This is a genomic window from Runella aurantiaca (assembly GCF_003339505.1).
Classification (GTDB): domain Bacteria; phylum Bacteroidota; class Bacteroidia; order Cytophagales; family Spirosomataceae; genus Runella; species Runella aurantiaca.
In genome coordinates, this window is sequence record NZ_QPIW01000005.1 from 1 (window position 1) to 26581 (window position 26581).

The 26581-nt window shown below is 44.0% G+C and carries 20 protein-coding genes, 2 tRNA genes and 1 pseudogene; 10 read left to right on the forward strand and 13 right to left on the reverse strand.

Translation table 11 applies throughout. The annotated features are described in order from the left end of the window. The first annotated feature begins 350 nt into the window (after positions 1-350). Positions 351-584 carry a hypothetical protein gene (locus DVG78_RS29885; protein ID WP_147277021.1) on the forward strand — a complete coding sequence of 78 codons (234 nt, stop codon included), beginning with the start codon at positions 351-353 and terminating at the stop codon, positions 582-584. A gap of 272 nt (positions 585-856) precedes the next feature. On the opposite strand, the pseudogene DVG78_RS08250 reads toward DVG78_RS29885, so the two are convergent. The 9 genes and pseudogenes from DVG78_RS08250 to DVG78_RS08290 all read right to left on the reverse strand — a co-directional run. Beyond that, a pseudogene (locus DVG78_RS08250) lies at positions 857-1300 on the reverse strand (transposase); the annotation flags it as partial. Positions 1301-1391: 91 nt separating this feature from the next. Then, positions 1392-1477, reverse strand: a tRNA-Leu gene (locus tag DVG78_RS08255). Between the two features lie 49 nt (positions 1478-1526). Beyond that, positions 1527-1602 (reverse strand) — tRNA-Gly (locus DVG78_RS08260). A gap of 142 nt (positions 1603-1744) precedes the next feature. Further along, complete coding sequence (locus DVG78_RS08265; RefSeq protein WP_114460635.1) at positions 1745-2593, reverse strand: UbiA family prenyltransferase; 849 nt, start codon at positions 2591-2593, stop codon at positions 1745-1747. A 31-nt stretch (positions 2594-2624) separates the two neighbouring features. Then, positions 2625-3374 carry a type IX secretion system protein PorG gene (gene porG, locus DVG78_RS08270; protein WP_114460636.1) on the reverse strand — a complete coding sequence of 250 codons (750 nt, stop codon included), beginning with the start codon at positions 3372-3374 and terminating at the stop codon, positions 2625-2627. 95 nt (positions 3375-3469) lie between these two features. Then, complete coding sequence (gene porG / locus DVG78_RS08275; protein WP_114460637.1) at positions 3470-5287, reverse strand: type IX secretion system protein PorG; 1818 nt, start codon at positions 5285-5287, stop codon at positions 3470-3472. 112 nt (positions 5288-5399) lie between these two features. Beyond that, positions 5400-6851 carry a leucyl aminopeptidase gene (locus tag DVG78_RS08280; RefSeq protein WP_114460638.1) on the reverse strand — a complete coding sequence of 484 codons (1452 nt, stop codon included), beginning with the start codon at positions 6849-6851 and terminating at the stop codon, positions 5400-5402. Between the two features lie 30 nt (positions 6852-6881). Further along, positions 6882-7574, reverse strand: a complete 693-nt coding sequence (locus tag DVG78_RS08285) for a sulfite oxidase-like oxidoreductase (protein ID WP_114460639.1) — start codon at positions 7572-7574, stop codon at positions 6882-6884. A gap of 105 nt (positions 7575-7679) precedes the next feature. After that, complete coding sequence (locus DVG78_RS08290) at positions 7680-8789, reverse strand: o-succinylbenzoate synthase (RefSeq protein ID WP_114460640.1); 1110 nt, start codon at positions 8787-8789, stop codon at positions 7680-7682. Between the two features lie 78 nt (positions 8790-8867). Here DVG78_RS08290 and lpxK point away from each other — a divergent pair, with 78 nt between their 5' ends. After that, positions 8868-9923 carry a tetraacyldisaccharide 4'-kinase gene (gene lpxK, locus DVG78_RS08295; RefSeq protein ID WP_114460641.1) on the forward strand — a complete coding sequence of 352 codons (1056 nt, stop codon included), beginning with the start codon at positions 8868-8870 and terminating at the stop codon, positions 9921-9923. Here lpxK and DVG78_RS08300 read toward each other — a convergent pair. From DVG78_RS08300 to DVG78_RS08315, 4 genes are all read right to left on the reverse strand, one after another. Next, a complete protein-coding gene (locus DVG78_RS08300; RefSeq protein ID WP_114460642.1) occupies positions 9892-11364 on the reverse strand; it encodes a T9SS type B sorting domain-containing protein in 1473 nt (490 codons plus the stop codon). The two genes, lpxK and DVG78_RS08300, sit on opposite strands and share 32 nt — an antisense overlap. An 86-nt stretch (positions 11365-11450) precedes the next feature. Beyond that, on the reverse strand, positions 11451-12077 hold the full coding sequence (locus DVG78_RS08305) for a gluconate 2-dehydrogenase subunit 3 family protein (RefSeq protein ID WP_114460643.1): 627 nt from the start codon (positions 12075-12077) through the stop codon (positions 11451-11453). An 87-nt stretch (positions 12078-12164) separates the two neighbouring features. Then, entirely contained in the window at positions 12165-13904 is a 1740-nt protein-coding gene (locus tag DVG78_RS08310; protein WP_114460644.1) for a GMC family oxidoreductase, read from the reverse strand. A 105-nt stretch (positions 13905-14009) separates the two neighbouring features. After that, the gene (locus DVG78_RS08315) at positions 14010-15437 is read right to left on the reverse strand and encodes a DUF4153 domain-containing protein (protein ID WP_114460645.1); all 1428 of its coding nucleotides are present in this window, start codon (positions 15435-15437) and stop codon (positions 14010-14012) included. 105 nt (positions 15438-15542) lie between these two features. Here DVG78_RS08315 and DVG78_RS08320 point away from each other — a divergent pair, with 105 nt between their 5' ends. From DVG78_RS08320 to DVG78_RS08355, 8 genes are all read left to right on the forward strand, one after another. Next, positions 15543-17309 carry a glycosyltransferase family 39 protein gene (locus DVG78_RS08320; protein ID WP_114460646.1) on the forward strand — a complete coding sequence of 589 codons (1767 nt, stop codon included), beginning with the start codon at positions 15543-15545 and terminating at the stop codon, positions 17307-17309. Beyond that, positions 17309-18124 (forward strand): transketolase, encoded by an 816-nt coding sequence (locus tag DVG78_RS08325; RefSeq protein WP_114460647.1) that lies wholly within the window; start codon positions 17309-17311, stop codon positions 18122-18124. Before DVG78_RS08320 ends, DVG78_RS08325 begins: the two co-directional genes overlap by 1 nt. Before the next feature lie 38 nt (positions 18125-18162). Next, a complete protein-coding gene (locus DVG78_RS08330; protein ID WP_114460648.1) occupies positions 18163-18600 on the forward strand; it encodes a coiled-coil domain-containing protein in 438 nt (145 codons plus the stop codon). A gap of 45 nt (positions 18601-18645) precedes the next feature. Beyond that, positions 18646-20625 carry an NAD-dependent epimerase/dehydratase family protein gene (locus DVG78_RS08335; RefSeq protein WP_229598166.1) on the forward strand — a complete coding sequence of 660 codons (1980 nt, stop codon included), beginning with the start codon at positions 18646-18648 and terminating at the stop codon, positions 20623-20625. A gap of 400 nt (positions 20626-21025) precedes the next feature. Next, positions 21026-22633, forward strand: coding sequence for a hypothetical protein (locus DVG78_RS08340; RefSeq protein WP_147277022.1), 1608 nt, complete (start codon positions 21026-21028; stop codon positions 22631-22633). Between the two features lie 111 nt (positions 22634-22744). Then, the gene (locus tag DVG78_RS08345) at positions 22745-23689 is read left to right on the forward strand and encodes a transketolase family protein (RefSeq protein WP_114460650.1); all 945 of its coding nucleotides are present in this window, start codon (positions 22745-22747) and stop codon (positions 23687-23689) included. Continuing rightward, positions 23689-25305 carry a DUF2029 domain-containing protein gene (locus tag DVG78_RS08350; RefSeq protein WP_114460651.1) on the forward strand — a complete coding sequence of 539 codons (1617 nt, stop codon included), beginning with the start codon at positions 23689-23691 and terminating at the stop codon, positions 25303-25305. Before DVG78_RS08345 ends, DVG78_RS08350 begins: the two co-directional genes overlap by 1 nt. A gap of 58 nt (positions 25306-25363) precedes the next feature. Beyond that, a complete protein-coding gene (locus tag DVG78_RS08355) occupies positions 25364-26488 on the forward strand; it encodes an acyltransferase family protein (RefSeq protein ID WP_114460652.1) in 1125 nt (374 codons plus the stop codon). Positions 26489-26581 lie beyond the last annotated feature (93 nt).

Below are 26581 nucleotides of genomic sequence, written 5' to 3' on the forward strand. Positions count from 1 at the left end.
TGGGGATTTTTCCATAATGCAGTGCGATGGCCGCAACGTGCATCGAGTAGTTCTTGAATGTGCTCGGGCTACGACCCAACACTGAAATACTACGCTCAAAGCGATGAATTAGTGCCTCAAAGCCAGGCACTTCTCTGCTGGCGCGATTGATGAGCGTATTCTCCCTCAGCTCATCAGAATTCTTTTTTTGTCATGCTCAATTTTAAGTTTAAATTGGCCTTAAAATTAACCCTTTTGAGGTAATATAGCTACCGAAGGTTTTGTTCAACAAGGGTTTTGCAATAGTGGGGCGAAACTGCAAAGTTCAACGGTAGTTCTTCGGTTCAACTTTTGTGCAAAATTGAAGATTTGTGCTTCGATTTCCCCACCATCGCAAAGCCCCAAAACGTTGCGACGCAATTGGGGTGGGGCCAGCAGAAGGCCGTTTGGAAGACAGGGTGAGCCAGTTTTCGGCTAACTTCGCGGTGGCGAGAGCAGGAGGCTTAGAAGCCGCGGCGAAGTTAGCCGAAAACCATGATAAAAACACTTCACAAATCTTGGATTTGCAAAATATTTTTATCATTCTGGCTTGGAAGGCGTTTTAGGCCACTTTTCTACCACCCCAACTTCGTACAATAACTAAGGTTTCGTGGTGGCCGAAGGCCAAGCCATGAAACCGCTGTTGAACGAAACTCGGGCGGGCGGCCAGCCTAGCGGTGAGTGCTCACCAAACTCTTTTCTTTTGTTATGGAGTTATCGTCGAGCTGGCAACTATTTTCAGAGCAGGTTTTTGACCTGCTTTTTGCTTTTACAGCTGTTTATGCACCATTATTATGGTTTTGTTGGGGTTAGGGCATAAACTCCCCTACCCATCCCGTTAGCTAACGGGATCGTTGCTTTCACTTTGGCAAACGCCCATGTATGAGGCGGGCGGGCCTCGTGGCCCGAAAACCTCAATCGTTACTAAATTTCCTTCGCCGCAGCATCGGCAACGCCTAAGAAAGGTTCTTGGGGGCTCTGTTGATTTGGGCTTGAGCTTAAAATACTCCCGTAAGTGCTTAAATTTGGCACGTTTCCAAGTACTACTCAAAAAGCCATAATGACGAATCCTGACAAAACGTTTGGGTAGTATATGCTGAGCAAAACGACGGGTAAACTCCGAATGGCTCAATGTCAGGGACTTTTTGAGGCCATTTTGACGGTAATCTTTGGAGGAAAAAATAACGCTTTCTGCATCTACTTGCTCTATGCGATGGTTGCTAATGGCCACTTTGGGCGTGTAGCCGCCTAAATACTCCACAACTTTTGGTCTTGATCCAAAAAACTGTCAGCAGAAGGGAAAACAAAAGCAACAAAAAAAGCCTAAACCGCTATTTTACAACGTTTTAGGCTTCTCTTTTTTGCACTTTAAGTACCGGGGACGGGAATCGAACCCGTACGAGCGTTTCGGCTCACAGGATTTTAAGTCCTGCGTGTCTACCAGTTCCACCACCCCGGCAGGTGGCGATTTAATTACGGATAAAAAAAGCACCGTTTTCTGCGGTGCTTGGAGCGAAAGACGGGGTTCGAACCCGCGACCTCGACCTTGGCAAGGTCGCGCTCTACCAGCTGAGCTACTTTCGCGTATGTTTTACCGTGATTTGGTGGTGCAAAAGTAGTCTTTTGGTGTATATGATGCAAGTATTTATTCAAAAAAAATGGGCTTTTTTTTTGAATAAATAGCCCATTTTAACCTGTATGCATGATTATCAGAATGTTAGGCACATTATAAAAAACAGAGAATTCCGAAAAAAATATTGAGACATACGCTCGCCAATACGTTTAACCACATGGTATTTCTAAAATTAGCATTACTTTCGTCTTGCCACGTCTTCCAAGTCCACCATCCAAAAAAGGCCAACAACGGAAAGAGCAAAATCACCAAAAGCAACAGCGGTAACGTAAACCCAAAATAACCCAAATAACCTCCCCCCGACAGCAGTAGCCAAAAACAAGCATTGATAAATGTTCCCTTAATTCCCAGCAGTCGGCTCATGGTCATATCGCCGCGTTTGGCATCTTCTTCGTGTTGGTACACTTGCGTAAGCGGATAAATAGCCAACAAATTTGAAGTACAAACCAAAGCGGGTAGTAATTGCGGAATAAGCGACACAAAGGTTTGTAGATTATTGATGGATTGAAACACGGCCAAGTACGTAAGCGCACCCTGAAAAATGGTGACTACAACCCAACTCAAAATTGGGTACTTTTTTAATCGAACCAACGGGTGACTGTATGCCTTTGAAATAAAACCATAAATCAGCAAATACCCCGTAAATGATTCGCCCACAAACAACCACCCCAATACCAACGCCAGAATATCACACCCCCACGCAACATAATACAGCTCTTTGGTGACGGGTGGAGGCGTTTCGAGCAAACCAATACTCCCTTCATCTTTATCGTAATAGCTATTGTAGGCGTTGCTTGCAGGAAAGAGCAAAAAATGCAGAATAAAAAACATCCACCAGGCTTTAGCGGTATCGGGATGCGGCGACTGACTAAGCGCAAACAAAAAAATGGGTAACAAGAAAAAAGAAAACGGAATGCGAAGATGAAGGAGAATGTTTTTCATGCAGAGTTGTGAAAATAGAAGTTAAAAGTACTCATTCCTGCACAAAATCACACTTGGTTGGGTTACGAATCTTGAACCCAAAGGGCCTTTTATTGAAGCGATAAACAATACTTATTCCCGAAATGATGTACCTATCCGTTTTTGCAGGGTTCCCTGCAAAACTGATTCCGTCCAAATAGTCAGAAAAAGTAATGCGGAAACCTGCCTCGGCGGCGAGGGTCCATTGCGGATGGAAACGGTACTTAACCCCTAGCCCGAAAGGAACAACCCCGTGAATTGACTTATACACGGCGCTGCGGTCAATGGCAGCTCCCTGCACAAATTGGGGCTTTTCAACAATCATATTTTCTAAATCAGCCTTGGGCTTTGTTCTCACAAATCCAAGGCCTGCAAAGAGAAAGGGAGAAAACGACGGTGAAAATCTGTATCTCAGTCGCGGTTGGGTTAGCGGCCAAGGATGCCACTCAAATTGGGCCGAAATCTCCGTCAATGGCGTGGTCGTTGTAAAATTACGAAAGGCACGGTCGGGATAATGACTGTCTTTGCCCGAAAGTCGTCCCTTAATTAAACCAGCCTTTACCGCAAAATAATCAGAAAAATTATAACGCCCCATCACCCCAAACGAAGGCTTGGGCTCTTTGGAAAGAATATCTGACTTGTTTAAATCACCCAGATACCCTGAGCTCCCTCCAAATACCCCAACTTCAAATCGGTCTTGTGCGTCAGCAACAAACGAGTTGACAAAAAACAACCATAAAAAGCAGACGTATAAATAGCGCATTTACAAATGCTTGTTACTGTATTCTAACGGTACAAAAAAAGCCGAACAAGAAATGAATCTCCTGCTCGGCTTAGAAAACGATTTATCAATTTTGGTTATTGTCGAAATGCTTCTACTTCCACCCGGCGATTTATTTTGCGGCCTGCCTCCTTGGTATTCTCAGCCGCAGGTACACTTTCACCCAAGCCTTGAATCACCACACGTGGAGCACTTACTCCTTTCAGCAATAAATACTCCAAACAAGCCTTTGCTCTCGCTTCAGACAGCTTTTCGTTGTAGGCTTTGGAGCCTCTACTGTCGGCGTGTCCCGACAAACGAAGCATGTACGATGGATTCTTAGCAAGTACATCCACCAAACCATCGAGGATTGACTTGTATTTATCTTGTATCATGGCGCTGTTGGTCGCAAAGAGAATCGACTCCACTTTGAAGTCAACCACTAGTTTTGCAGGGTCAATGGCTACTTTTTGTTTTTTAGCCAATTCAGCTTCTAAGCGGGCTTTTTTCTCAGCCGCTTTGATAACAACCTGCAACGCTTTGGCATCAACGCAACCTTCAAACTCAGGCGGACCAGCTACCTCTGGACAACGATCTTTGGAATCTTCAACACCGTCGCCATCTGTATCGGGGCAACCGTTGAATTGAGCCACTCCCGCCACCGTCGGACAAGCATCATCTTTGTCGGCCACGCCGTCGTTGTCTGCATCGGGGCAGCCTTTCAAATCTGCTTTACCAGCCACGCTTGGACAGGCATCATCTTTGTCAGGAATACCATCTCCATCCGTATCAGGACAACCACCAAATTGGGCCAAACCAGCCACATCTGGGCAAGTATCGTCTTTGTCGGCAATGCCATCTTTATCTTTGTCAGGACAGCCTTTTAGATTTGCCAAACCTGCTTCGTCAGGACATGCATCGTCTTTGTCAGCAATACCATCTTTATCTTTGTCAGGACAGCCCTGCAAGGACGCAAGACCTGCTTCGGTAGGACAGCTATCGTCTTTATCACGTATGCCATCGCCATCCGTATCGGGGCATCCTTTCATGGATTGCAAACCAGCTACGTCTGGACAATCATCGTCTTTATCAGCAACGCCGTCGTTGTCTTTATCTGGGCATCCTTTCATTCTAACCGAACCCGGCTCATTCGGGCACGCATCTTTTTCATCAGGAATGCCGTCACGGTCTTTATCCTGATGGTCAAAACGGTACGTAATGGCAAGGGTTGAAAGCTTATAACGGTCGTCACGATTGGGATTCGCACCTTGGCTTATGCCATCCAAATAATCAGAAAAAGCTAAACGAAAACCCGCTTCGGCACTCACGACCCACTTTTCTGACAAATCGTAGCGAACCCCAATTCCAAAAGGAATGACAAAGTTTGATTTAGAATAATCGGCAGCCTGATCGGCAATTGCTCCCTGACGAAAATTAGCGGGAGTGGATGCCGTACCCGTAAAATCAGGTTTAGGATTGGTAAACCCAACCCCTGCTCCCGTAAATAAATAAGGAGACAACTTACGCTTAAACCGCACTTGAAAGGCCGTAGAATCGTATTTAAAACGATTTTTACCCAAGAAATCATATTCTACAATCGCCGACAAATCGGTAAGCGATGAGCGCGTTTTGAAGCCTCTGACTTTCCGGTCTTCGAAATTGGCATCGTTGCCCGACAACGTACCGAACGTCAAAGCGCCCCGCAATGCCCAGTTGCGACTGATATGGTAGCGACCCAAAAAGCCACCGCTCATTTTAGGCTCCTGTGAAAAAAAATCAGATTTATTGAGGTCGCCCAGATACCCAGACCAGCCCACTCCAGCGCCCAGTTCCCACCGTTTGTAAACCTGTTGACTATAAGCTGGGCCGACAACCAATAACATGGCCATGAGCGCAAATCGTACAGTTAGCTTCATAGAAATTCGTCAAATTAAATTGAAAATGTAGCTTAATGGCCTTTTTAATGGGCAAAATCAAGGCTTAAAGCTAATAGAACACGGCTGAATTACCAAACGTACACTAGATAAATCATCCACCTTTTCCTTGCAGCCAACGCAACAACAATCTAACACCGTAGGCGGTAGCCGATTTCATGGTGCCAAATTCAGAATCGGCAAAAGCGGTTCCAGCAATATCCAGATGTGCCCAACGCGGATGCTCTTCCGTAAATACTTCTAAAAATTTAGCCGCAACAATTGCTCCCGCAAAAGGCTTCCCATGAAAGTTTTTGACATCGGCTACGTCAGAAGTCAATTCTTCTTTGTAATCGTCCCACAATGGCAAACGCCATAGCTTTTCGCCCGTTTGTTGTCCCGAATCGTACAAATCTTTGGCAAGTTGCTCGTTGTTGGTAAACAATCCCGCCGCCGAATAACCTAAGGTAGCGATACAACTCCCCGTCAATGTAGCCAAATCAATCATGGCATCAGGTTTTGCGGTGCGCACAAGATAACTGAGCGCATCGGCCAAAATAACCCGGCCTTCGGCATCGGTATCTATAATTTCAATGGTTTTGCCCGAATAACTTCCCACCACATCACCGGGCTTTGTAGCCAACCCGTCGATGCTATTTTCGGTGGTGGGAATCGCTCCTATCAAATGAACGGGCAGTTTTAGTTTAGCAGCGGCTTCAATCGTACCCAATACCGCCGCCGCCCCGCCCATGTCGGATTTCATGTAGTGCATATTGGTCGATTGCTTCAACGATATTCCTCCCGTATCGAAAGTAACACCTTTTCCAATTAAGCCAATTTTTTCCGTTGCATGCGGGTGTTTGTACTCCAATAATATAAATCTGGGCGGGTTTTTACTACCCAAACTCACGGCTAGAAGCGCTTGCAAACCTTCTTCTTCGCACTGCTTTTCATCCCAAACGGTGACAGAATAACCGTATTTCTCGCCCGACTCAACCGCCCACTCGGCCAAACTTTGGGGTGATTTTTTATTGGAAGGTGCATTCATCAAATCCATGATTCGAATTTGAGTCTGCGCAATTGCTTCACCTCGTTGCGCTTGCTGGGTAGCCCATTCGATGGCATCCTCGGCAACAACGATTTGCAATCTGGCGGCTTTATCAAAGATTGTCAGCCCCTCTTTCTTTTTGGTTTTGTACAAACCTAAATCATAATCACCTAAAATACAGCCATTTGCAACCACTTCTATCCACTCATTTTCAATCCCACCAGTTTTGAGGTCAATCGCAATGACGTTGGGGAGGTTCCTTTTTTGTCTATAAAAAAACGAACGTAGTGTTTTAATAAAATCGGCCTCTTTCGGCGTTTTACCTAACCCTACTAAATATACTTTTCGGCCATTTTCGTAAATCGTCACCACTTGTTTGGCTTCCGCTTTAAAATCCTCTTTCAGGAAAATGGCGTTCGAAAAGATATTAAGTCGGTCACCTAAATCATCACTTTGACGAAATAAATAAATAATCGCTTCAGTTTCGGGCTGAAGCGCCCCAACAATTTGAATTTCCATAAAACAATATTGAATCAATTATTCATATCTCTAGCTGTAACGGTCATTTCTCCAAGGATAGGCCGTATTGGAATACCCGCGTTCTTCCCAAAAACCGCGTTTATTTTTATCCAAGAACTCGATTCTTTTAATCCATTTTGAGCCTTTCCACGCGTACAACTGCGGTGTAATCATCCGAACGGGGCCACCGTGCTCTTTGGGCAAAGGCTCCCCGTACACCGTATGCGCCAATAATACATCAGGTTTGAGCGCCTCTTCTAGCGACACGTTGGTGGTATACGTATCATATCCATAACACATCAGGTGGGTCGCCGTTTCTTTGGGCTGCACTAGCGCCGCCAAATCTAATAAACGAACCCCCACCCACGACATATCGAGTTTTGACCAAGTGGTTACACAATGAAAATCAGAGGTATCTTCGGTTTGGGGCAACGCCATGAAATCTTCCCATTTTAAAACTACAGGATTTTCGACTTCACCGTCAATGTACAATCGCCAGCGGTCGAGGGTCACGTTGGGTTGGTACCCCAAATCCAGCACGGGCCATTTGGTCGTCAGGGTTTGCCCAACGGGTACTTGGGGCATACCGTGTCGATTGGTTTCACCGTGGCCCTGTGGACGTTCATCCGCCATAGATGGGGTGTTTTTCATTTTATCCTCAAAACGAGCCTTCAGCTTCATTCGAGCTTCAATGATTTTATCAAGTTTACTGCTTTCTTCCATGTTTTTACATCATTTGTTAGTAGAAAACGCCGAAACAGAACCCATTCTCCGAAAGGTTTCTGTTCATTTACTTAACGACTTAAACAAATAAAAGTTCGTAAAATACTAGGCCGTTGAAGAAATACGGCTGGAATTCAACACTCCGAAGTCCCAAGGTTGGAGGGCATCATAATGAAGGTGACCCTGATTAATCAGTAACGGACTTGGAATATTGTTATGGTATAACTGCCCCGTTCCCAGTCCTTGGGGGAGCGTATTATCAAACTCAGCCGTAAATTGAGAAATGGCATTCAATCCAATGTTTGATTCGAGCGCGGAGGTAATCCACCACCCAATATCGAGCCGTTGGGCGGTTTCTATCCATTCACGAGTCAACTCAAACCCTCCGAGGAGCGTTGGCTTTAGAACAATATATTTTGGTTTTAGCTGCTTCAATAAGCGCCTTTTTTCAGCGTAGTCGAAGGTTCCGATAAGCTCTTCATCCAATGCAATCGGCACGGGTGATTTTTCGCACAGTTCCGCCATCAACTCTATTTGTTTGGGCTGAATGGGCTGTTCAATTGAATGCAGTTCATAGTCAGCCAATTTATTTAGCTTGTCATACACTGTTGCGGCCGTAAACGCGCCATTGGCATCCACCCTCAGGGTAATTTCTTGGGCTGAAAAATGACGACGGATGTACGCTAAGATTTCACATTCTTCTTCAAAGCCAATCGCCCCTATTTTCAGTTTGATGGTGGTGAATCCATCCGCTATTTTCTCTTCCACTTGCCGGAGCATGGCCTCATGGCTGCCCATCCACACAAGGCCATTGATTGGAATTCGTTTTTGTTGGTTGACAAAAGCATTATCAAACAGCACTCTTTTCCCTCCATTGAGATAATCAAGCATGGCTGACTCAAACCCAAAACGAAGGGAAGGCCACTGACTACCGATTAATTGTTCGAGAATTATGGGGATATTCCAACTGTAAATTTCAAGATCTAATTTATTAAATTCTTGACAAATGCTTTGCAACATATCCTCAAAATCAGGTCGATCGTCAATACTAAGTCCACTCAACGGCCCGCACTCCCCGATACCAATAACGGAAGGAATGTCGTCATCATATATTTTGATTAACCAGGACGTTTTTTCTGTCAAGATACCCCTGGAAGTACCGGCGGCAAACCGAAAATTCAGTTTATAAGGCTGATAGTGAACTTGTAAGGGCATTCGAAAGACAATGTTTGGGGTAAGCAGGTTCACAAAATAGAGAAAAATCCCTTACTTTGCCAAAGTCATTTTAAGAAAATGTTAAGAAAGTTATCAAACGTATTAAGATGGATACTGTGGCCGCTTAGCGCCCTGTATGGCATCGTTACCTATATCCGTAATTATTTGTATAACAACGAATTAAAAAAAATATACCAATCAGAATTATACACCATTAATATCGGAAATTTGACAGTCGGCGGTACGGGCAAAACGCCTCATATTGAGTACTTACAGCGGCTTTTGGGCCCTGATTGGAAAATAGCCATTTTGAGCAGAGGCTACGGAAGAAAAACGACGGGTTATCGAGAAGTGACGGACCAATCCACCGCTCTTGAAGTGGGTGATGAGCCGTTACAATTTTACCACAAATTCGGTCATCAAACACCTGTCTTTGTTTGTGAAAAACGAGTTGGTGGAATTCAGCGAATTGAAAAAGAAAAACCGAATACCCAAATCATTCTGCTGGATGATGCCTTTCAGCACCGCGCCGTACGCCCCCATCTTAACCTCTTATTGACCGACTACCGACGGCTATTTTACCAAGATTATGTACTCCCGATGGGCTTATTGCGAGAATTCAGGCTGGGAGCCAAGCGCGCCAACGCCGTTATCGTCACCAAATGCCCTCAGCACCTATCTGACACGGACAAAAATGAAATCGTTCGTCAAATTCAGAAATTTACCTTGCCATCTACCCCAATATTTTTCTCGTCCTTTAGGTACGAAACTCCCGTTCCTTACTTCAAACACTTGCCTTTATTAGTTGATAATCAACCAATAATCCTAATTTCTGGAATTGCACAACCAGTATTATTTGAAGAAGCTGCCTCGGGTATTTATAAAATAATAGGGCATACTGCTCTCGGCGACCACCACAATTATAGCGAAGAAGACGTCAGGACGTTTGCAAAAATGGCGCATAAATCACCTATTTTAACCACTGAGAAAGATTGGGTGAAGCTTTTTCCCTTACTTGAAAAAATGGGATTACAAGAAGCACGGTTTTATTACTGGCCCATCCAGGTTGGCTTTGATTCACCTACATTTGACCAGTATATTATCAACGAAGCAGCGAAACAGTCCCGCGTTTAACAAACGTTCGTCCAATTTTATCAGTGACATTGATACGGTATAAATAGGCACCTGCCGGGGCAGGGCTACCATTAATCATCCCGTTCCAAAAACGTACATTCGCGCTGTTTCGGAATACAACAGAACCCCAACGATCATAAATCATCACTTGCGGTTCACCTTCTATTTCACCTTTTACTTCAAAAAAATCATTGGCTCCATCCCCATTCGGAGTAAAAGCATCTGGAACAAAAAGCCTGCCGAACGGATTACAAAGAGAGGCTGGCGCGCCAGTACACAGCCTATTGGAAAGGATGATTGCGTCTTTGGTATTAATTTCAAGACGATAGCAAGTTTCAGTTCCGCAATCACCTTGATTATCAGGTTTAAACCATTGTGAAAACGTCGGATTCCACCAATTTTCGTCGTTACGCGTTACTGTCATCCCTTTTACATCCGAAGGATATAAATAAGGCCCGATACTAACCACGTTTGCATCCGTTTCTTTGGTTATTTTGATAAAATTGCTGCACAAAACGTTTGATTCCAGCGACGCAACACAGCTATCCCGTGCCTTAAGTTTATAGCAAAATATCTTATTTGTATCGACCAGAACTTTTACTTTTTCCTCTACATTCTTCACCACCGTTCCGAGTGTTCTGAAACCACCTCCCCCTTCCTGCCGAAAGATTTCCAGCTCAAGTTGGTTCGGATTGGTTACTGTTAACTCTCCAGTGGTGGCATCCAGCATTTCAAGTTTTGAGAGAATCGCGGGCTTTGCTTCCGAATCTAACGTAATGGTTTGACTGCTTTTCCCTCCACAATTACTGATGCGGTGCCGACCGTATACTGTGATGAGCTTAGATGTTTTGTCAATATACTTATGGGTTGCAAATAGGTTTAATTTGTTGAAAATTGAGGCATTGCCGTCTCCCCAATCAACATCATACTCCTCATATTCAGTCGCAGCATGATTGGTTATACTTAAATTAGCCGTTCCGTTAGAACACACTAAAACCCTAAATGTGGGGGGTGTTGGATTCTGCACAGTCACTACTCGGCACGCTCGTTGGGGCACACCAGTGGTTGTTTCCGAAAGCTTCATTACATAATATAGCCCCGGTTTAGTGTAAGGGAAGGTCGAATCGGTAGTGGTTTTGTACGTATCAGGACTCCCTCCTTTATAATCAAATATGTAGCGATTTTTATTAGAGACAATCTGTTTATTGGAGATTCTTACCTGCAAAGGCGCACAACCTACCTCATTGAGGATATTAAACTCACCCGTTGCCCATCCCGCAGGAATAATATTACACTGATTATCTACTATTTGTTGCCCCAAAGCTAATGAAGTAGTAAGCCCCAAGGTCAAAAACAGTAAACACTGCTTTTGGGATTGAATAAGCAGGAGTCTGAAAAAAGTAAAGGTGATTATTGGATATAATTTTCCCAAAAATTGCATTTTTTGAGCCTTTTGGTATACATAACAAAATAGCGGGACAAAAATTGTGCCCGCTATTTAAAATTATAACTAAAGGATTGAATTAATTATGAATCATAACTTAATCCGTACTGCTTCAACACCTCTTCAGGCACGCCATCCCATGCATTGGGGCGGTTGCCTACGTAGCCTAAGTACTTGAATCCTACCTCTGTAGTAAAGTAGCCCGTAGCCGTCAGATTGCGCATCAGGTTAAAAAATGCTACCCCTTGGCTCATTTCAGGCTTCGCTTGCCCAGGATATGCAATTTGGTCTAGCATTTGGATTTGCTGCGCTTTTGGGCAGGCTACAAATTTTTTGCCAAATTGTTTAACACAGGCCGTATCCAACCATAGCAAACCTCCGCGCATCGGCGTTTGGTGTTGGGGCATGTCTTTTACGATAAACTCAATAAACTCCGCCACTTTCGCTTCCGTTGCGCCACCAAATTGACCATCGGCAGGGATGATAAAATCGGCCAACACACGAATCGTCTGCAATTCGTGCAGCGTAAAAAACTTCTCGGCCGCAATTTTGGCATCCCGCGCCAATTCTGCCGCACTTTTTCCATTCTTAAAATCTGACAAAGAAGGCGGTACTGCCTTCTTGGGAACATCAGCGTGGGCTTCTGTACCCGCAATCGTGGCGGTCAGGGTTCCCAACGACAGGGCTTTTAATGTATCTCTGCGTTTCATCTTTTTGAGTGGTTGACAGTGGGTGATTGAAGAAAAATAAACATTGATAATCAACGATTTATAAATCTCCAATCACAAACCACTTTATTATAAATTCGCTTTTTTACGTTGGTCAATAATGTACTCAGAGGCACGCATCGAAAGGGCCAAAATGGTCCAAGTCGGGTTTTTGTCGGCCTGCGATACAAACGTTCCAGCATCCACCACAAACACGTTGTCCGCATCGTGCAACTGACTGTTACGATTGGTTACTGATTTGGAAGGATCGTCTCCCATCCGCGTTGTTCCTACTTCGTGAATAATCCGCCCAGGAGCGGCCAATCCGTAGTTTGATTCAGGGCCCGGTTTAGTACCATTTGCGATACCACCCATTGCAGTGATGATTTCTTCAAACGTATCCTGCATGTGTTTGGCCTGCTTAATCTCGTGCTCAGACCAAGTGTATTGGAAGCGCAACACTGGAATTCCGTACTTATCTACCACGTTGGGGTCAATTTCGCAGAAGTTATCCTCCCGCGCAATGGCCTCCCCACGACCCGACATTCCGAAGTTGGCTCCGTAAAAATGACGATAATCTTCTTTCAACGAAAGTCCGTATCCTCCTGCTGGTTTAATCTTTCCTTCTTTGTTAGGATATTTTCCATTGACATTCTCCATTCCAAAACCAAAGCCGTAGCCTGGCATCCCCATACCGCCACCGTATTCGATGTGATACCCACGAGGGAAATCAAGTTTTTTGCCGTTCAACCACCAAGGCGTGTACACGTGCATACCTCCTACTCCATCTTCGTTGTAGCGCTTACGATCTACCAAGTGGGGCAGAAAGGCACTGCGACTAGCACCCGTCGAATCGTGCAAGTATTTACCAAGTACACCGCTTGAGTTACCCAGACCTTTGGTATGGCGCGACGACTTAGAGTTCATTAACAAACGAGCTGATTCGCAGGCACTTGCCGCCAGCACTACAATCTTCGCTTTAACCGTATATTCCTGTAAATTATTTTTGTCAACGTATGAAACCCCCGTTGCTTTCCCCTCCTGGTTTGTAATTACTTCACGCGCCATTGCATTGGTAAATACTTTGACGTTGCCCGTTTTTACGGCAGGTTTTACCAATACTGAAGAGGAAGAAAAATCGGCATAAGCCTGACATCCACGGCTACACTGCGAGCAATAAAAACAGGCACCACGGTCTTTATTGATGGGTTTTGTAAGGATAGAAAGGCGCGAAGGAATCACTGGTATTCCTGTTTTTTTACCCGCTTGCTTCAACATCAACTCGTGCAAACGCGGTTTTGGCGGAGGCAAAAAGAGACCATCGGGTTCATTCTCAATGTTTTCAATACTTCCAAAAACACCCACCAACCGGTCTACTTTGTCGTAGTACGGCTTCACATCTTCGTAGCCGATGGGCCAGTTGTCGCCAAGTCCGTCAACATCTTTACGCTTAAAATCCAATGGACCAAAACGCAGCGAAATCCGCCCCCAGTGGTTGGTACGGCCGCCTAGCATCCGCGAACGGAACCAGTCAAACTGCGTACCGCTCTTGCGGGTATAGGGCTCCCCGTCAATTTCCCAACCTCCCCAAGCGGCGTCGAAATCACCAAAAGGACGGTGATTTCCCGCACCCCGGCGGGGCGACTCCCAAGGATTCTTGAGCTGGGTAATGTACTTAGGGTCAGCAGGATCGTACCAAGGTCCCGCCTCAATGAGTGCGACTTTAGCGCCTGCTTCTGCCAAAACCTTGGCAGCCATCCCGCCTCCCGCACCCGAGCCTACGATGCAAACATCATAAACAATAGGTTGTTCTTTGATTTGAAAACTCATAAGTATGTCTATTGAAAAAGGTAACCAAGAATGGTTTTTAAAATTTTTGCTTAATGGTATAAAGAAACGTTTGACTTACAATTACTGTATATCTGGCAGCCTTTACTATTGTTCTATCATTATTTTTCTCAACCAATCCTCATCTACCGTTCGCGACTGCCAAGCTTCCTGCTCCCGATGATTATATTTCCAGTTTTTTATTTGGGTTTTAATTTTCTTTTCAAGACCAACAATCCGTGCGTCTTTTTGTTGGATTAATTCCTGTAAATAAGGCAACTTTGTCGGTCCTAGCTCGGTAATATAGTCCATATCCAAGTTTTTTGCTTCCTTAATATTATACCAAGTAATCAACCTATCCCAATCCACCAAACCGTAACAAATAAGGACGCTATAAACCAACCAAGAGGTACGACGAATCAGGTACCAATTTGATTTCAAATATATAATTTTAATAAAAGTAAACAACAGCCCTCCAAACGTCAATCCCAGCGCCATGTACACCCAAATTCGCTTAAATGTCAACCCAAAAACGTCGATGTAAAGCGCATTTTTATAGAATGTAAATACCGTTAAAAGTCCATTCAGAACAATCCAAAGCAGGGCAAGTTGCACCAATCGTTTGCGTTTTGGATAGAAATTTTGATTTGCTTTAAAATAATACATAATCAGCCAGATTGCCACCAAAACACTGATAATCAACGCATTAAATCCTTCGTGTACTTGTTCAGAAAATCCTTTGGGAGTTTGCTGCAAGTCTGGAATCAACATTTGAAGTACATTAAAAAGGATAAAACAGGAAATAAGCGCATTCAACATTCCGAAAAGCAACACTCCCTGCTGATTTTGATACCGCAGCATTAAAGGTAAAATTCCCTTTTTCACCTTCCTGACACGCACCAATTCATCCTTTCTTTTAGAATCTTCTTCTACGGCTGACTCAATGCCCCACGGAAAAAAAAGAGGACATAACCACACCATCCCAATCAAAATAGCACCGATAAATAAAAAGTTTATGTGGGTTGTGAAAAAAGAAAAATCGACCGAAAAAGCTGGATTTGCCCAATTATAAAGAAAGTAAAAGGCCGTTGTAACCGAAAATGGAAAGACCAAAAATGAGGGCTTAAAACGAAATAATCCTTGAAAAGTGTTGCCTGTTTGGGCACTAAATTCTTTTCTTAAAACGGGAATATGCGTGGCAAACCCTCCCAAAAATGCCCCCACAAGGCCATTGAGCCAAGCCAAATGCAAACTGCTTCGGGGCGCGTACGTTAAGCCTACAAAAACAAACAACGTACACACATATATTGTTTGTAACCAACTACTTACATGCCAAGCCACCGCAATGGCAGCAATCAATTGCATGGCGGCACCCATCCACCAATAACGAATAGAAAGTAACGCTCGATGCGCCGCTCCCACCAATACGATAAGCACCAAAGAGAATACGGGCGCATTGTAACCCTGCACCTGATTGTAAAACAAATACGTGTGGACCGCAACCGCAGTCAGCCAAAACAAGTTGTTTTTATTCATGTTAGTTATTTTTAATTTAAAAGTACTTTGTGTTACAAAGTAAATAAATCATAAACACATTATCCTACTATTTTTTCAATAAATTTGCGGCAACAATATCGAAATATGTCTTTGCCACAAACTTCCACTCTTTTCCAAACCAAGTACGTCTCTTATGGGCTGGTTGCCGTTTTGATACTAGCGGCGGGTCTTCGTCTCTACAAATTGGATGCCCACGGAATCTTTTTTGACGAAAAAGCATCGATGATGGTAAGCCAGGGCATGGTTCAAAACGGTGGTAACCAACACGATGTCTTTAACCCTACGAAGTATATTTTCACTAATCAGGAATTTTGGCAGCCACAGACCTTCGACGAATATTTGGAGGCGATGCGCCGTAGCGACATCGGCAACAGTCCATTTTATTACCTTTTGCTCCACAATTGGCTCAACCTTACGGGTGTTTCAGATTTTACCTCTCGCCTGCTTTCCGTACTTTTTAGCATTCTGACGGTGTGGCTGATTTTTATCTTTACCAATCATTTTTTAAAATCGCCAAGATTAGCGCTTACGGCGGCGGCCTTGGCGGCGATTGAGCCTTTTTTTATTACTTATTCACAACAGGCGCGCAATTATTCGCTTACTTTCTTTCTGACACTATTAGCCACTTATTGCTTCCTACGCGCGCTCGAAGCCGATGACAAACGTAAACCTTCTGCGCGTTGGTTTTTCTTTTATGGCTTGGTGGCTGGATTGAGTTTTCTTTCTCATTTTCTGGCCGCAACGGTTTGTTTGGCCCACGGAATGTATGCCCTTATCACGGTTCGGCGGCTGCGCACTTGGGTAGCTTTGGTTGGAGCTGGCGTATTGGCCGTTTCGGGTTTGGCGGCTTGGATTATTTGGGGAGGCGGAGATTGGACCCTGAGATCACTCAATCATCAATCGGCATTGTATTTAGAATGTGCACTCAATCGGCCCTATAACAATCCTTACGGCATTATTTTGCCCGCTACGTTCAAAAATCTGTTCGATAAGAGCCTGCCGATGTTTACCGATTTATGGATCTATTCAAATAGTCTGGTAGGCACACTGGAAGGCAAAAAAAATGCGATTGTGGCCATTTTGATGGGTCTTGGACTTATTGTGGCTTTTCGGTATTCTCAAAAGAACCCAGAAAAATCTACAATTATCAGCTTAGGAGCTGCCGTTGTTTTGGGAGGCAGTGCCTTATTTTACAGCAACCATAAGCTGGGATTTTCGGTCGCTTCAGTCGCCATTCTAATGCTTTTTTTGGCATTTTATCAGACAACATTCAAAAACAAAAATCTGATTTGGTTTCTCATCATTATCGCCATCATTCCCTCGGCTTTCTTGATTTTCAATGCCGCTCGCAGCGGACACACGTATGGTTTGACCCAACGCTACTCAGGATTTTCGTTCCCGTACGTCATTATTTTGGCAAGCGTTGCTTTATGGCACCTGCTGGAAAGCAAAAATTGGTTTAAGTACTTAATAATAGTGGTGTTAGTCATTCAGGCGATGTTTATTGGACGTACACTTCAAAGTTTCTATGGCGATGTTTCGCCTAAATACAATTATCGCAGTGAGCCTCGTTTGCCCAACCCACACTACGCTGCTGCTCAAAAAGCCCGTGAATTGTATCAAAAGGGCGATACAATCCTCATTGCTTCCCCAATTAACGTGTTTGACAACCCCATGGACCGTACTTTTATGCGTCATTCCGTAACCGATGCGCAATATTTTAACTTGTATTTACCAAAAGACGGTATCTTTGTGCAACAGTTAGACACGGTAAATGTGGATAAAATTTCCCTTAAAAAAGCCTCCGGGCAGTTAATTGAATTAACAGACTTGAAAGGAAAACGATACTAATGGTTGAAACACAAACGATCATCACTGACTACAAACGGCTCAGCGGCGAACTCCGCCTCAGGGTACTGGGCCTTTACAAAAAAGCCAACGCGGGGCACATTGGGTGTTCTTTAAGCTGCATTGATTTATTGATTGCTGCTCTTATCCAGCAAAAACGCCCGCAGGATTCTTTTCTACTTTCAAAAGGCCATGCTGCAGCGGCTTTGTACGTGGCACTCAATCATTTAGGAGATATTTCTGACGAAGTGCTGGATACTTTTTATCAGGATGGAACCACCCTTCCCGCCCACCCTGCGCCAAACAAACACGCCAGCATTCCGTTTGCTACGGGCTCATTGGGGCATGGCTTACCGATTGCAACGGGCATGGCGCACGCCAGCAAACTTTCGGAAGAAGATGCAATCTCATTCGTGCTAATGTCAGATGGCGAAACCAATGAAGGTACCACCTGGGAAGCGGCCCACTATGCCATTCAAAATCAACTCGATAACCTAGTGGTGCTGGTGGACAAAAACGGCTTACAGGGCTTTGGTAACACAATAGATGTACTGGGAGAAACCGCCACAGTGGCCAAATGGAAGGCCATTGGTTTTGATGTTTTTGAGGCCGATGGCCACAATCCTGAAGCACTGATTGAAACCATTGAAACAGTCAGATTGCGCAAAAACGGATTGCCCAAGATAATCATTGCCCATACCGTAAAAGGCAAAGGCGTTTCGTACATGGAAAATCGCATGGAGTGGCACTATCTACCCATGAGCGACACCCAGTACGAAACGGCAAAAGCAGATGTAATAAATGCTTACTTTTCTTAGGTTTTGCTTAATTTTGGCCAAACTCTGGTTTTATTAATATGATGACAGACCGACAACGAATCGAGCAATTAGAGCTTTTAATCGCTGAATTTGCAATCAAGCAAGATGAGCATACGGCTATTTTGGAAGAGCACTCCGCCAAAATAGAACGTATATCTTTGCAAATCAAGCGTTTGGAAGAAGCAGTAAAGATTTGCTTGAAAGGTATCCAACAAAATAGTGATGATATTCAGTTTTTGCTCAAAAAACAAACCGAGTTTGAAGAAAAACTGAATGAACTCAATTCCAAAATAGATGGCTTGGGCCTGCGCATAGACAAGATTGAACAACGCATGGACAAGCTTGAACAACGCATGGACAAGCTTGAACAACGCATGGACAAGCTTGAACAACGCATGGACAAGCTTGAGCAACGCATGGAGAATGTCGAGACCAAATTAGATGTAATAATCAACATTCTTCAAAATAGAAATTAGCAACCTTGGGTGTTTATTTTACAAACATCCAAAATCACATTCGTTTTGATTTATCAGGAAAAAATACTTCAGCTTAAAGGGCCCATATTTGTATTTGGAGCCAGTGGTTTTATCGGAGCCAATCTTTTCAAAGACATTTTCAAAGTTCGTAAGGATGTCTACGCCCTCACGCACGACGCCACCAAAGCTTGGCGCTTAAAATTGTTGGATATTCCTTTTGAAAATATTGTTCACTGCGATATTCTATCAAACAACTCTGTTGAGCAGACTTTTGCGCAGTACAAGCCCAGAACCATTTTCAATTTGGCCGCTTACGGAGCGTACAGCAAGCAAAAAAACATCAATCTGACCTACGAGACCAACGTCATCGGAACGGTCAATATTTTAGAAAACTGTACCGACGAAACGGTTTACATTCACGCTGGCAGCAGTTCTGAATACGGGTTCAACTGTGCGGCTCCCAAAGAAACCGATCCCGTTAAACCCAACAGTCACTATGCCGTTTCGAAGGTCTCGGCGGCGTATTTGATTGAGTTTTACGCCAAAGTTCATCAACGAAAAGCCCTTAATCTACGCCTTTATTCCATTTACGGCGCTTGGGAAGAGCCCGACAGGTTGATTCCCCGCTTGATTGAAGAAGCCCGCAAAGGTGGTTATCCTCCGCTGGTTTCTCCCGATATAAGCCGCGATTTTGTGTACGCCGATGATTGCGTAGAAGCATTTTTGGACGCGGCATTAAAGGTAAATACAACCATTTCGGGCAAATCGTATAACATCGCAACGGGTGAAAAAACCACCATGCGCGAACTGGTCGAAACTTCCCGTCAGACCTTTGGTCAGACGGATGTACCGGTCTGGGGAAGTATGCCCAATCGTGGTTGGGATTTATCAGATTGGTACGGCGACCCCACCGAAGCCCAAAAAGACTTGGGCTGGAAAGCCCGCACCTCGCTCAGCGACGGGCTGCGATTGAACAAAGAATGGCAGGAAGCAAACCAATACGAAGAACGGATTCTGCCCGCTTTTGCCAATCCAAAGCTTAATCCTGTGATTACGGCCATCATTGCCTGCTACAAAGATGCTCAGGCGATTCCGTTTATGTATGAGCGTTTGGTCAAAACCTTCAATGAACTTAAAGTACGTTACGAAATCATTTTTGTCAATGATGCTTCGCCCGACAATCAGGACGAAGTAATCAACGCCATTTGTCAACGTGATTCCAACGTTATTGGCATCACGCACTCGCGGAATTTCGGTTCCCAATCGGCCTTTTTGAGCGGTATGGAAATTTCAACGGGCGACGCCGTTGTGTTGATGGACGGCGACCTACAAGACCCGCCAGAAGTGATTCCTCATTTTTATGAAAAGTGGTCAAATGGCTTCGATGTGGTGTATGGCGTGCGCGTTCAACGCGAAATGAAGCCCCATATTCACTTTTTTTACAAAGCTTTTTACAAAGTTTTCCAAAACCTCAGCTATATCCCCATTCCTCGCGACGCGGGCGATTTCTCCATGATTGACCGCAAAGTGGTTAAGGAGTTGGTAGCCCTGCCCGAAACCGAGCAGTTTTTGCGCGGCCTGCGGGCGTGGGTAGGTTTTAAGCAAACGGGCGTTGACTACGTGCGTCCCGAGCGAATGTTTGGCGTATCGACCAACAACTGGCGAAAAAATATTTGGTGGGCCAAGAAAGCCATTTTCTCGTTCAGCTTTGCACCTTTAGAACTCATGAGTTACGCGGGCTTTAGTCTTACTGCCTGTTCTATTCTGGGTATTTTCTACCAAATATTGGCGAAATACTTTTTCGCCCCTGATACCCCTCAAGGCTTCACGACGGTTATTATCCTGATTACTCTTTTTGGAGGACTAACCATGCTAGGCATCTCATTTTTAGGAGAATATATCAGCAAGATTTTTGAGGAGACGAAAAAAAGACCCAAGTTTATTCGTACAAAAATTCAAAAAGGCGAAAAAACATTTCGTACTTCGGATGAAATCATGACCTTGGTAAAACAGCGGAAGAAATAACCAAATTATACCAAAAGAGGAAGCCGCCAACAGAACCAAGTAACTATTGGGTTCTGTTGGCGGCTTCTTCAGTTTTTTAAAGTAAGTTGTTTTGAAAATGGTTGATTTTATGAGCGTTTACCATTAAACCTTACCCTTTTTTATCCCAATATGCACCAAAATATTTTGGACATAAATCTTATTAGTATATTTTTGTTGCATCCTGCAATTCGCACGCCAAGCAGTTAACCAATAAAGTCAGCGGTGGCAAATCCCCTACCCACCTTACTTTGCGTATTTGATGAAACAAAAATTTACTACTTCCTCACTTTCCTTCATTTTTGCAATTCTTCCCTTTGTATTTTTTTGTATTTTTTTAATATTTTTTACTACTAATCTTCCACAAGGAGATGATTTTGATTTGATTCTCAACTTTCTATCTGAATATGTTTCCGCAAAAGATGGATTTGTTGAAAAGTGGAAACTCCTGAGCGCACAGTTTGTGGAACACCGCCTTTTTTATACAAGACTCATTGTATTAAGCCAGTATCTTCTATCGGGAGAGGTCTCTTTTTACATCATTACCATTTTAGGCAACTTATCTTTAGTCGGTATTTTCATTATTAGTTGGCAACAATTAAAGCTTGCTGGCCATTCCATTTATTATCTTATTCCAATATCTCTTTTATTATTTCAACCCTGTTACTCATACGATGGGGTGCTGTGGCCTGCGGCTACCCTCGCCTACAATTCTGTTTCTTTTTTTGCTCTTTTGACAATTCATTGGCTTTCAAGCCGTCATAACCTTCATTTCTGGTTGGCCTTAGGTGCGGCCGCCCTTTGTACGTATACGTTTGGTAACGGAGTCTTAGTCTTGGTGGCAGGTGCAGGGTTGTTGATGATACAAAAGCGTTGGAAAGAGCTTCTGATTTGGAGCATATTCACCATTTCAATCTTACTTGTATATTTTTCAGACTATCAACAATACGAAAACCGAAATAATCCAATCCACAATCTTATCAATCATCCTCAATATATTTTTCTCAACTTACTGGTTTTTCTGGGCTCCGCTCTCAATTGGGATGAACAATGGCTTAGACCTCTCAATCTAAATGACTCCGCTTCGGTACTGGCAGGCGGATTGGTGTTAGCCACTTTCCTCTATTTATTTTTTCTGACAATCAAGGCTTGGATTCAGCCAAACCTCCCCCCTCAGAAGGTTAACAAAAGTGAGCGTCGATTTAAAGAGTTTCTTTTCGGAAGCCTCACTTTCTTTATCTTGACAGGCTTTTTACTTTGCATTTCACGCGTGGATAAAGACCAGATTTTTGCGCATATCAACCGCTACCGTATTCATTCAGTAGTTGGCTTGGTCCTCACCTATTGCATGGCCCTGCGTTATTTACAATCAAAATCCCTTCTTTTTGCGCTGACTTTGGGGAGTATTCTGGGCATTTTTATGCTTTCGTATTTTCATTTTTATAGTATTTTCGCTCAGTATAAACGAGAATACATTACGGCCCAATACAACTGGGTCACGAGCAATCAGTGGTTTATCTATCGAGATACATCTTACTGGGAAGAATCCTCTAAACTAATCATGAACAAGGCGGCTAAAAGTATTAATTTTCGCATTACCGATTCTCCCTTTTCCCAAGTAATTGTCAAAAACGAAATAGTTCCTGATTTTAAGATTGAGCACAATAAAAGCCAAAAAATGCTCAAAATTATGGGCTCTGCGTCCAAATTGCGCCCATTTGGTGCCTCTGAGGATTATTTTGTAGCGTTTAAAAACCTTACAACATCAACCACGTATTTAGTATCAGCCACGTATGACCGCCGAAGTATACGGCTGGTGCTCATGGGAGAGAATTACTATTATCCTCAATTCCACAGGGAATTGACCTATCGGCATTTCCCAACGGGAACTTACCAAATCGGGGTTGCGTACTGTAGAAATAATACTTTAGAACTCAAATGGCAGCCCTTTACTTTTGAGGCCGTTCAGGAGAGTAATCTCGTTTACTAGCCTGCTGAATTTGGGTAGCCTTTTGAATTTTGCTTAATTTGCAGCTATTTCATTCTATAGACAGCCACTTCACGCTGAAGTAAGCTCTCTTGGAGCAACATACCGTTAGTTATGCGCAAAGAATTTTCAGCCGCCATTGAAAAATTAGCACTCGCCGATGAATCTATCGTATTCATTACTGGTGATTTAGGATATAATGCCCTAGAAAATTTACAGGAAAAATTGGGAAAACGCTTCATCAATGCTGGTGTAGCCGAGCAAAATATGGTAGGCGTAGCCGCAGGAATGGCTTACAAAGGCTACAAAGTTTTTTGTTACAGTATTGCTCCCTTTGTGGTGTATCGTTGCCTCGAACAATTCCGCAACGATGCCTGCCTTCACAATCTGCCCGTGTTTCTTGTCGGCAACGGTGGTGGGTACGGCTACGGCATCATGGGCAGTACGCACCATGCCATCGAAGATTTGGCTTGCCTGAGCAGTTTACAAAATGTAAAAACATGGATTCCAGCTTTTAGCGACGAGGTTGAGCCTGTTTTAACGCAGATAGTTCACGAAAAACACCCCGCCTACTTGCGCCTCGGCGTGGGTCCACTCACTCCCGAAGGAGCGGTGTTGTCGGGGTCGTTGAAAAAAGTAGTGCACGCGCCCAATGCCCAAACCGCCATTATTGCTTTAGGACCCATTGCGGCCAATGTATTAAAAGCACTTCAAGAGCCTGAATTACAGGCCAGTTGTAGCGTTTATACCGCACTTAGCCTCCCGCTTCAACTCACTGACGCTACCCTCCGAGAGCTGCGACAGGCAGAAAATATACTGGTGGTAGAAGAGCACGTAAGTATCGGCGGTTTAGGCCAACAACTCTCGGTAAAACTGCTCGAAGCGGGGATTCATCCGCAGCGTTTTCAGTCATTGTCGGCCCAAGGATACCCCAACGGGCTTTACGGAAGTCAACAGTACCACCAAACCCAATCGGGGCTGGATGTTAAAAACATCGTGAACGTCTTACGGTCATTTGCCGAATCACGGCTGCTGCACACTAATCACCCCCATAGTTGATGAACAAAAGATCATTGGCATCCTTACTGGTTACGTTTGCCCTGATATTTGTGTATTATCAGCTTTGGAATCGTTATGCCATTAATATCCCAAAATGGGATGACCACGCCTTTAAAGCTACCTTACTCAATTTTGATAAAGCCGAGAGTTTTAGCGGAAAAGTATACGAAATTTACCGTCAGCACAACGAGCACCGGGTAGCCCTGACCCGATTAATTGCCGTGATTGACTATAAAATCTTCGGCCATCTCAATTACGAGCATTTGATGTTTTTCGGGAATTTAGCCCTGTTGGTGATTTGGTGGTTGCTTACCCGTTTTTTTAAACCCTTGCCCGGAGCCGTTTGGTACGCCTTGCCCATTGCAACGCTTTGGTTTTCACTGGCTTTTTGGGAAAATACCTTTTGGGGCATGGCCGCCGTTCAAAACTTATGGGTGGTGGCATGGGCTGTGCTAACCTTCTGGCGGCTAAGTCGAGGCGACAAGTACTGGTGGTGGGCCCTACCGATGGCATTTATGGGCGTATTCACCAGTGGCAATGGCATCTTGATTTTCCCCCTTGCATTGGGCGTTTTATTGCTCCAAAAGCGTTGGAAAATTGCCGCTATCTGGACGGTATTCAGCATTTTGAGCATTGTCCTTTATTTTTGGGATTATCAAAGCCCGCCCACTGATTTGAGCGCATCGGGCAGTTTTCAGTCTTTTATCCGGGGTTTTTTGCTTTTTTGTGGCTCGATCTTCGAGGGACTTCCCTTTGGAAATTTTCCTTTTCAAATGCCACTTTGGTTTGGGGCTTTGTCATTATTTGTAAGCCTAAGTATGCTGCTTTACATCCTGAGAAGCTATTGGAAGCGCCACTTTGTATTAAACGAATTTGACTATTTTTATTTAGGAGGAGTTGCTTTTGCGTTGGCTACTGCACTGATTGTCACTTATTCACGTACTGGTTTAGGTTCCGATATCATGCTGATGAGTCGCTATAAACTCTACTCAGCTTTATTGGTAAGCTTTAATATCGCCTATCTGACCCGCCTTGTAAGTTCACGCTTTCGGGAGGTTTTGACGGTTACCTTTGTGGTAAGTGCGGGGTTTTTATACGCCTGCAATCAGCATTATCATTTGTACGACGCCATTCAGCTACGCAAATATCTAATAAGCACTAGTTTTAACTGGCGCAATGAGGCCCCCGCCACGAATAAGATATATCAAGCGCCAAAATTGTTTTTGGAGAAAATAAGCCTTCCCAAAGATAGTATTGTGGCTGGTGGAAAGGCGTGTTCTGCCAATGACTCTTTATTGGAACTGAAACAACCCAATTACCGCCTTTATGACCTCCGCGATGGGGGCTTGTATGTGCTTTTGTCGAATGAAAAGCACCAATACATCTTCCCAACCCAACAGGCGCGTAAGCATTCACTGCGGAATTTTGTCAATTACAACCGATTTTTCATCAAAGGTTCAACCGCGCGTATTGAGGCCGCCGAAGTTATTCCCGGAACCTACCGGGTACGCTGGTTGCATTATGACCGAAAAGGCAAACTGTATTTGGAAAACGCAGATTGTGAGGTCATGACATTCAAGGACGTGAAAAAAGCAGTTATAAAAACAAATTGGTAATACCTAAAAAAAATGATTGGCCAAAGGGGTGCATCTTTCGCCGATAACAAGCTAAATTATGTCGGCAAAAACGCAGGATAATTATTTGATTCAACTGGATGGGTTACGATTTATAGCCGTAGCTTTAGTACTTTGGGACCACTGGATGCCCGAACCCCATCAATTGCCTTTTGGCAAATTAGGCGTGAATTTATTTTTCGTTCTGAGCGGCTTTTTAATTACACGCATTCTGCTCAGTAGTAAAGACAAAAACTATACGAAGTCGGGAGGTTTGGGGCAATATTTGAAGAAATTCTACATCCGGCGTACGATCCGTATTTTCCCTATTTATTACCTTTCTTTAATCATTCTGTGGTTATTAAATGACTCATCCGTGCGGGGCAAAGAAGGATGGCAGTTTTTGTACGCCTCCAACATTTACATTGTGCTCAAAAAAACGTGGCTGGGCGTTACGGACCATTTTTGGTCGTTGGCCGTTGAAGAGCAATTTTACATTTTTTTCCCAGTCCTGATTTTCTTTATTCCTCGCCGCTTTGTCATTCCCTTTTTTACGGTACTTATCGGGCTGAGTGTATTGCTACGCGCCTATTTTTTATGGACGGGGCAGCCTTGGTATGTTTCGTACGTCACCATGCCCGCCGCCTTAGATGCTTTTGGCTTTGGGGCATTGATGGCTTACGCCCAGCTTTACAAACCTGCCGTTTTTCAAAAACTCTTCACCAATCGTCTTTATTTGTGGTTGAGTTTGGCGGCTTTGGGCATTGTTTTTGTCCTATCCATTCAAGCCACCCAAGCAGGAATTACGCAAGACAATAATGTTTACGTCAACGTTTGGGAACGTTTTGTAGCCTCTATTTTCTTTATGTTTTTGATTGGAGGCGCTATTATTGGCTACAAAGGATGGTTCAAGTGGTTTTTGGAGAACCCCGTCAGCAATTATTTAGGCAAAATCAGTTACGGTCTTTATGTTTACCATAACTTCGTTTATAATCATTACCATTCGCCTGCCAACCACCCAGTGGTTCGGCTTTTCAATAAGCTAGGTCGAAACATTGAAGGTTTTCAGGATATGCACCAGCTTCGCGTTTTAATTCTATTTGCGCTCACCGTCGTTGTAGCATCCGCTTCTTGGTACCTGATTGAGAAGCCCATTAATGCATTGAAAGACAAATATGCACCCTGAAATAATGTTACTATCAAGTCCATTAAATAAAAGCTTAACCGTGTACAGTAGGCTAAGAGTCATTTTTTGAGTAGTTTTGCCGAGTTTTTAACA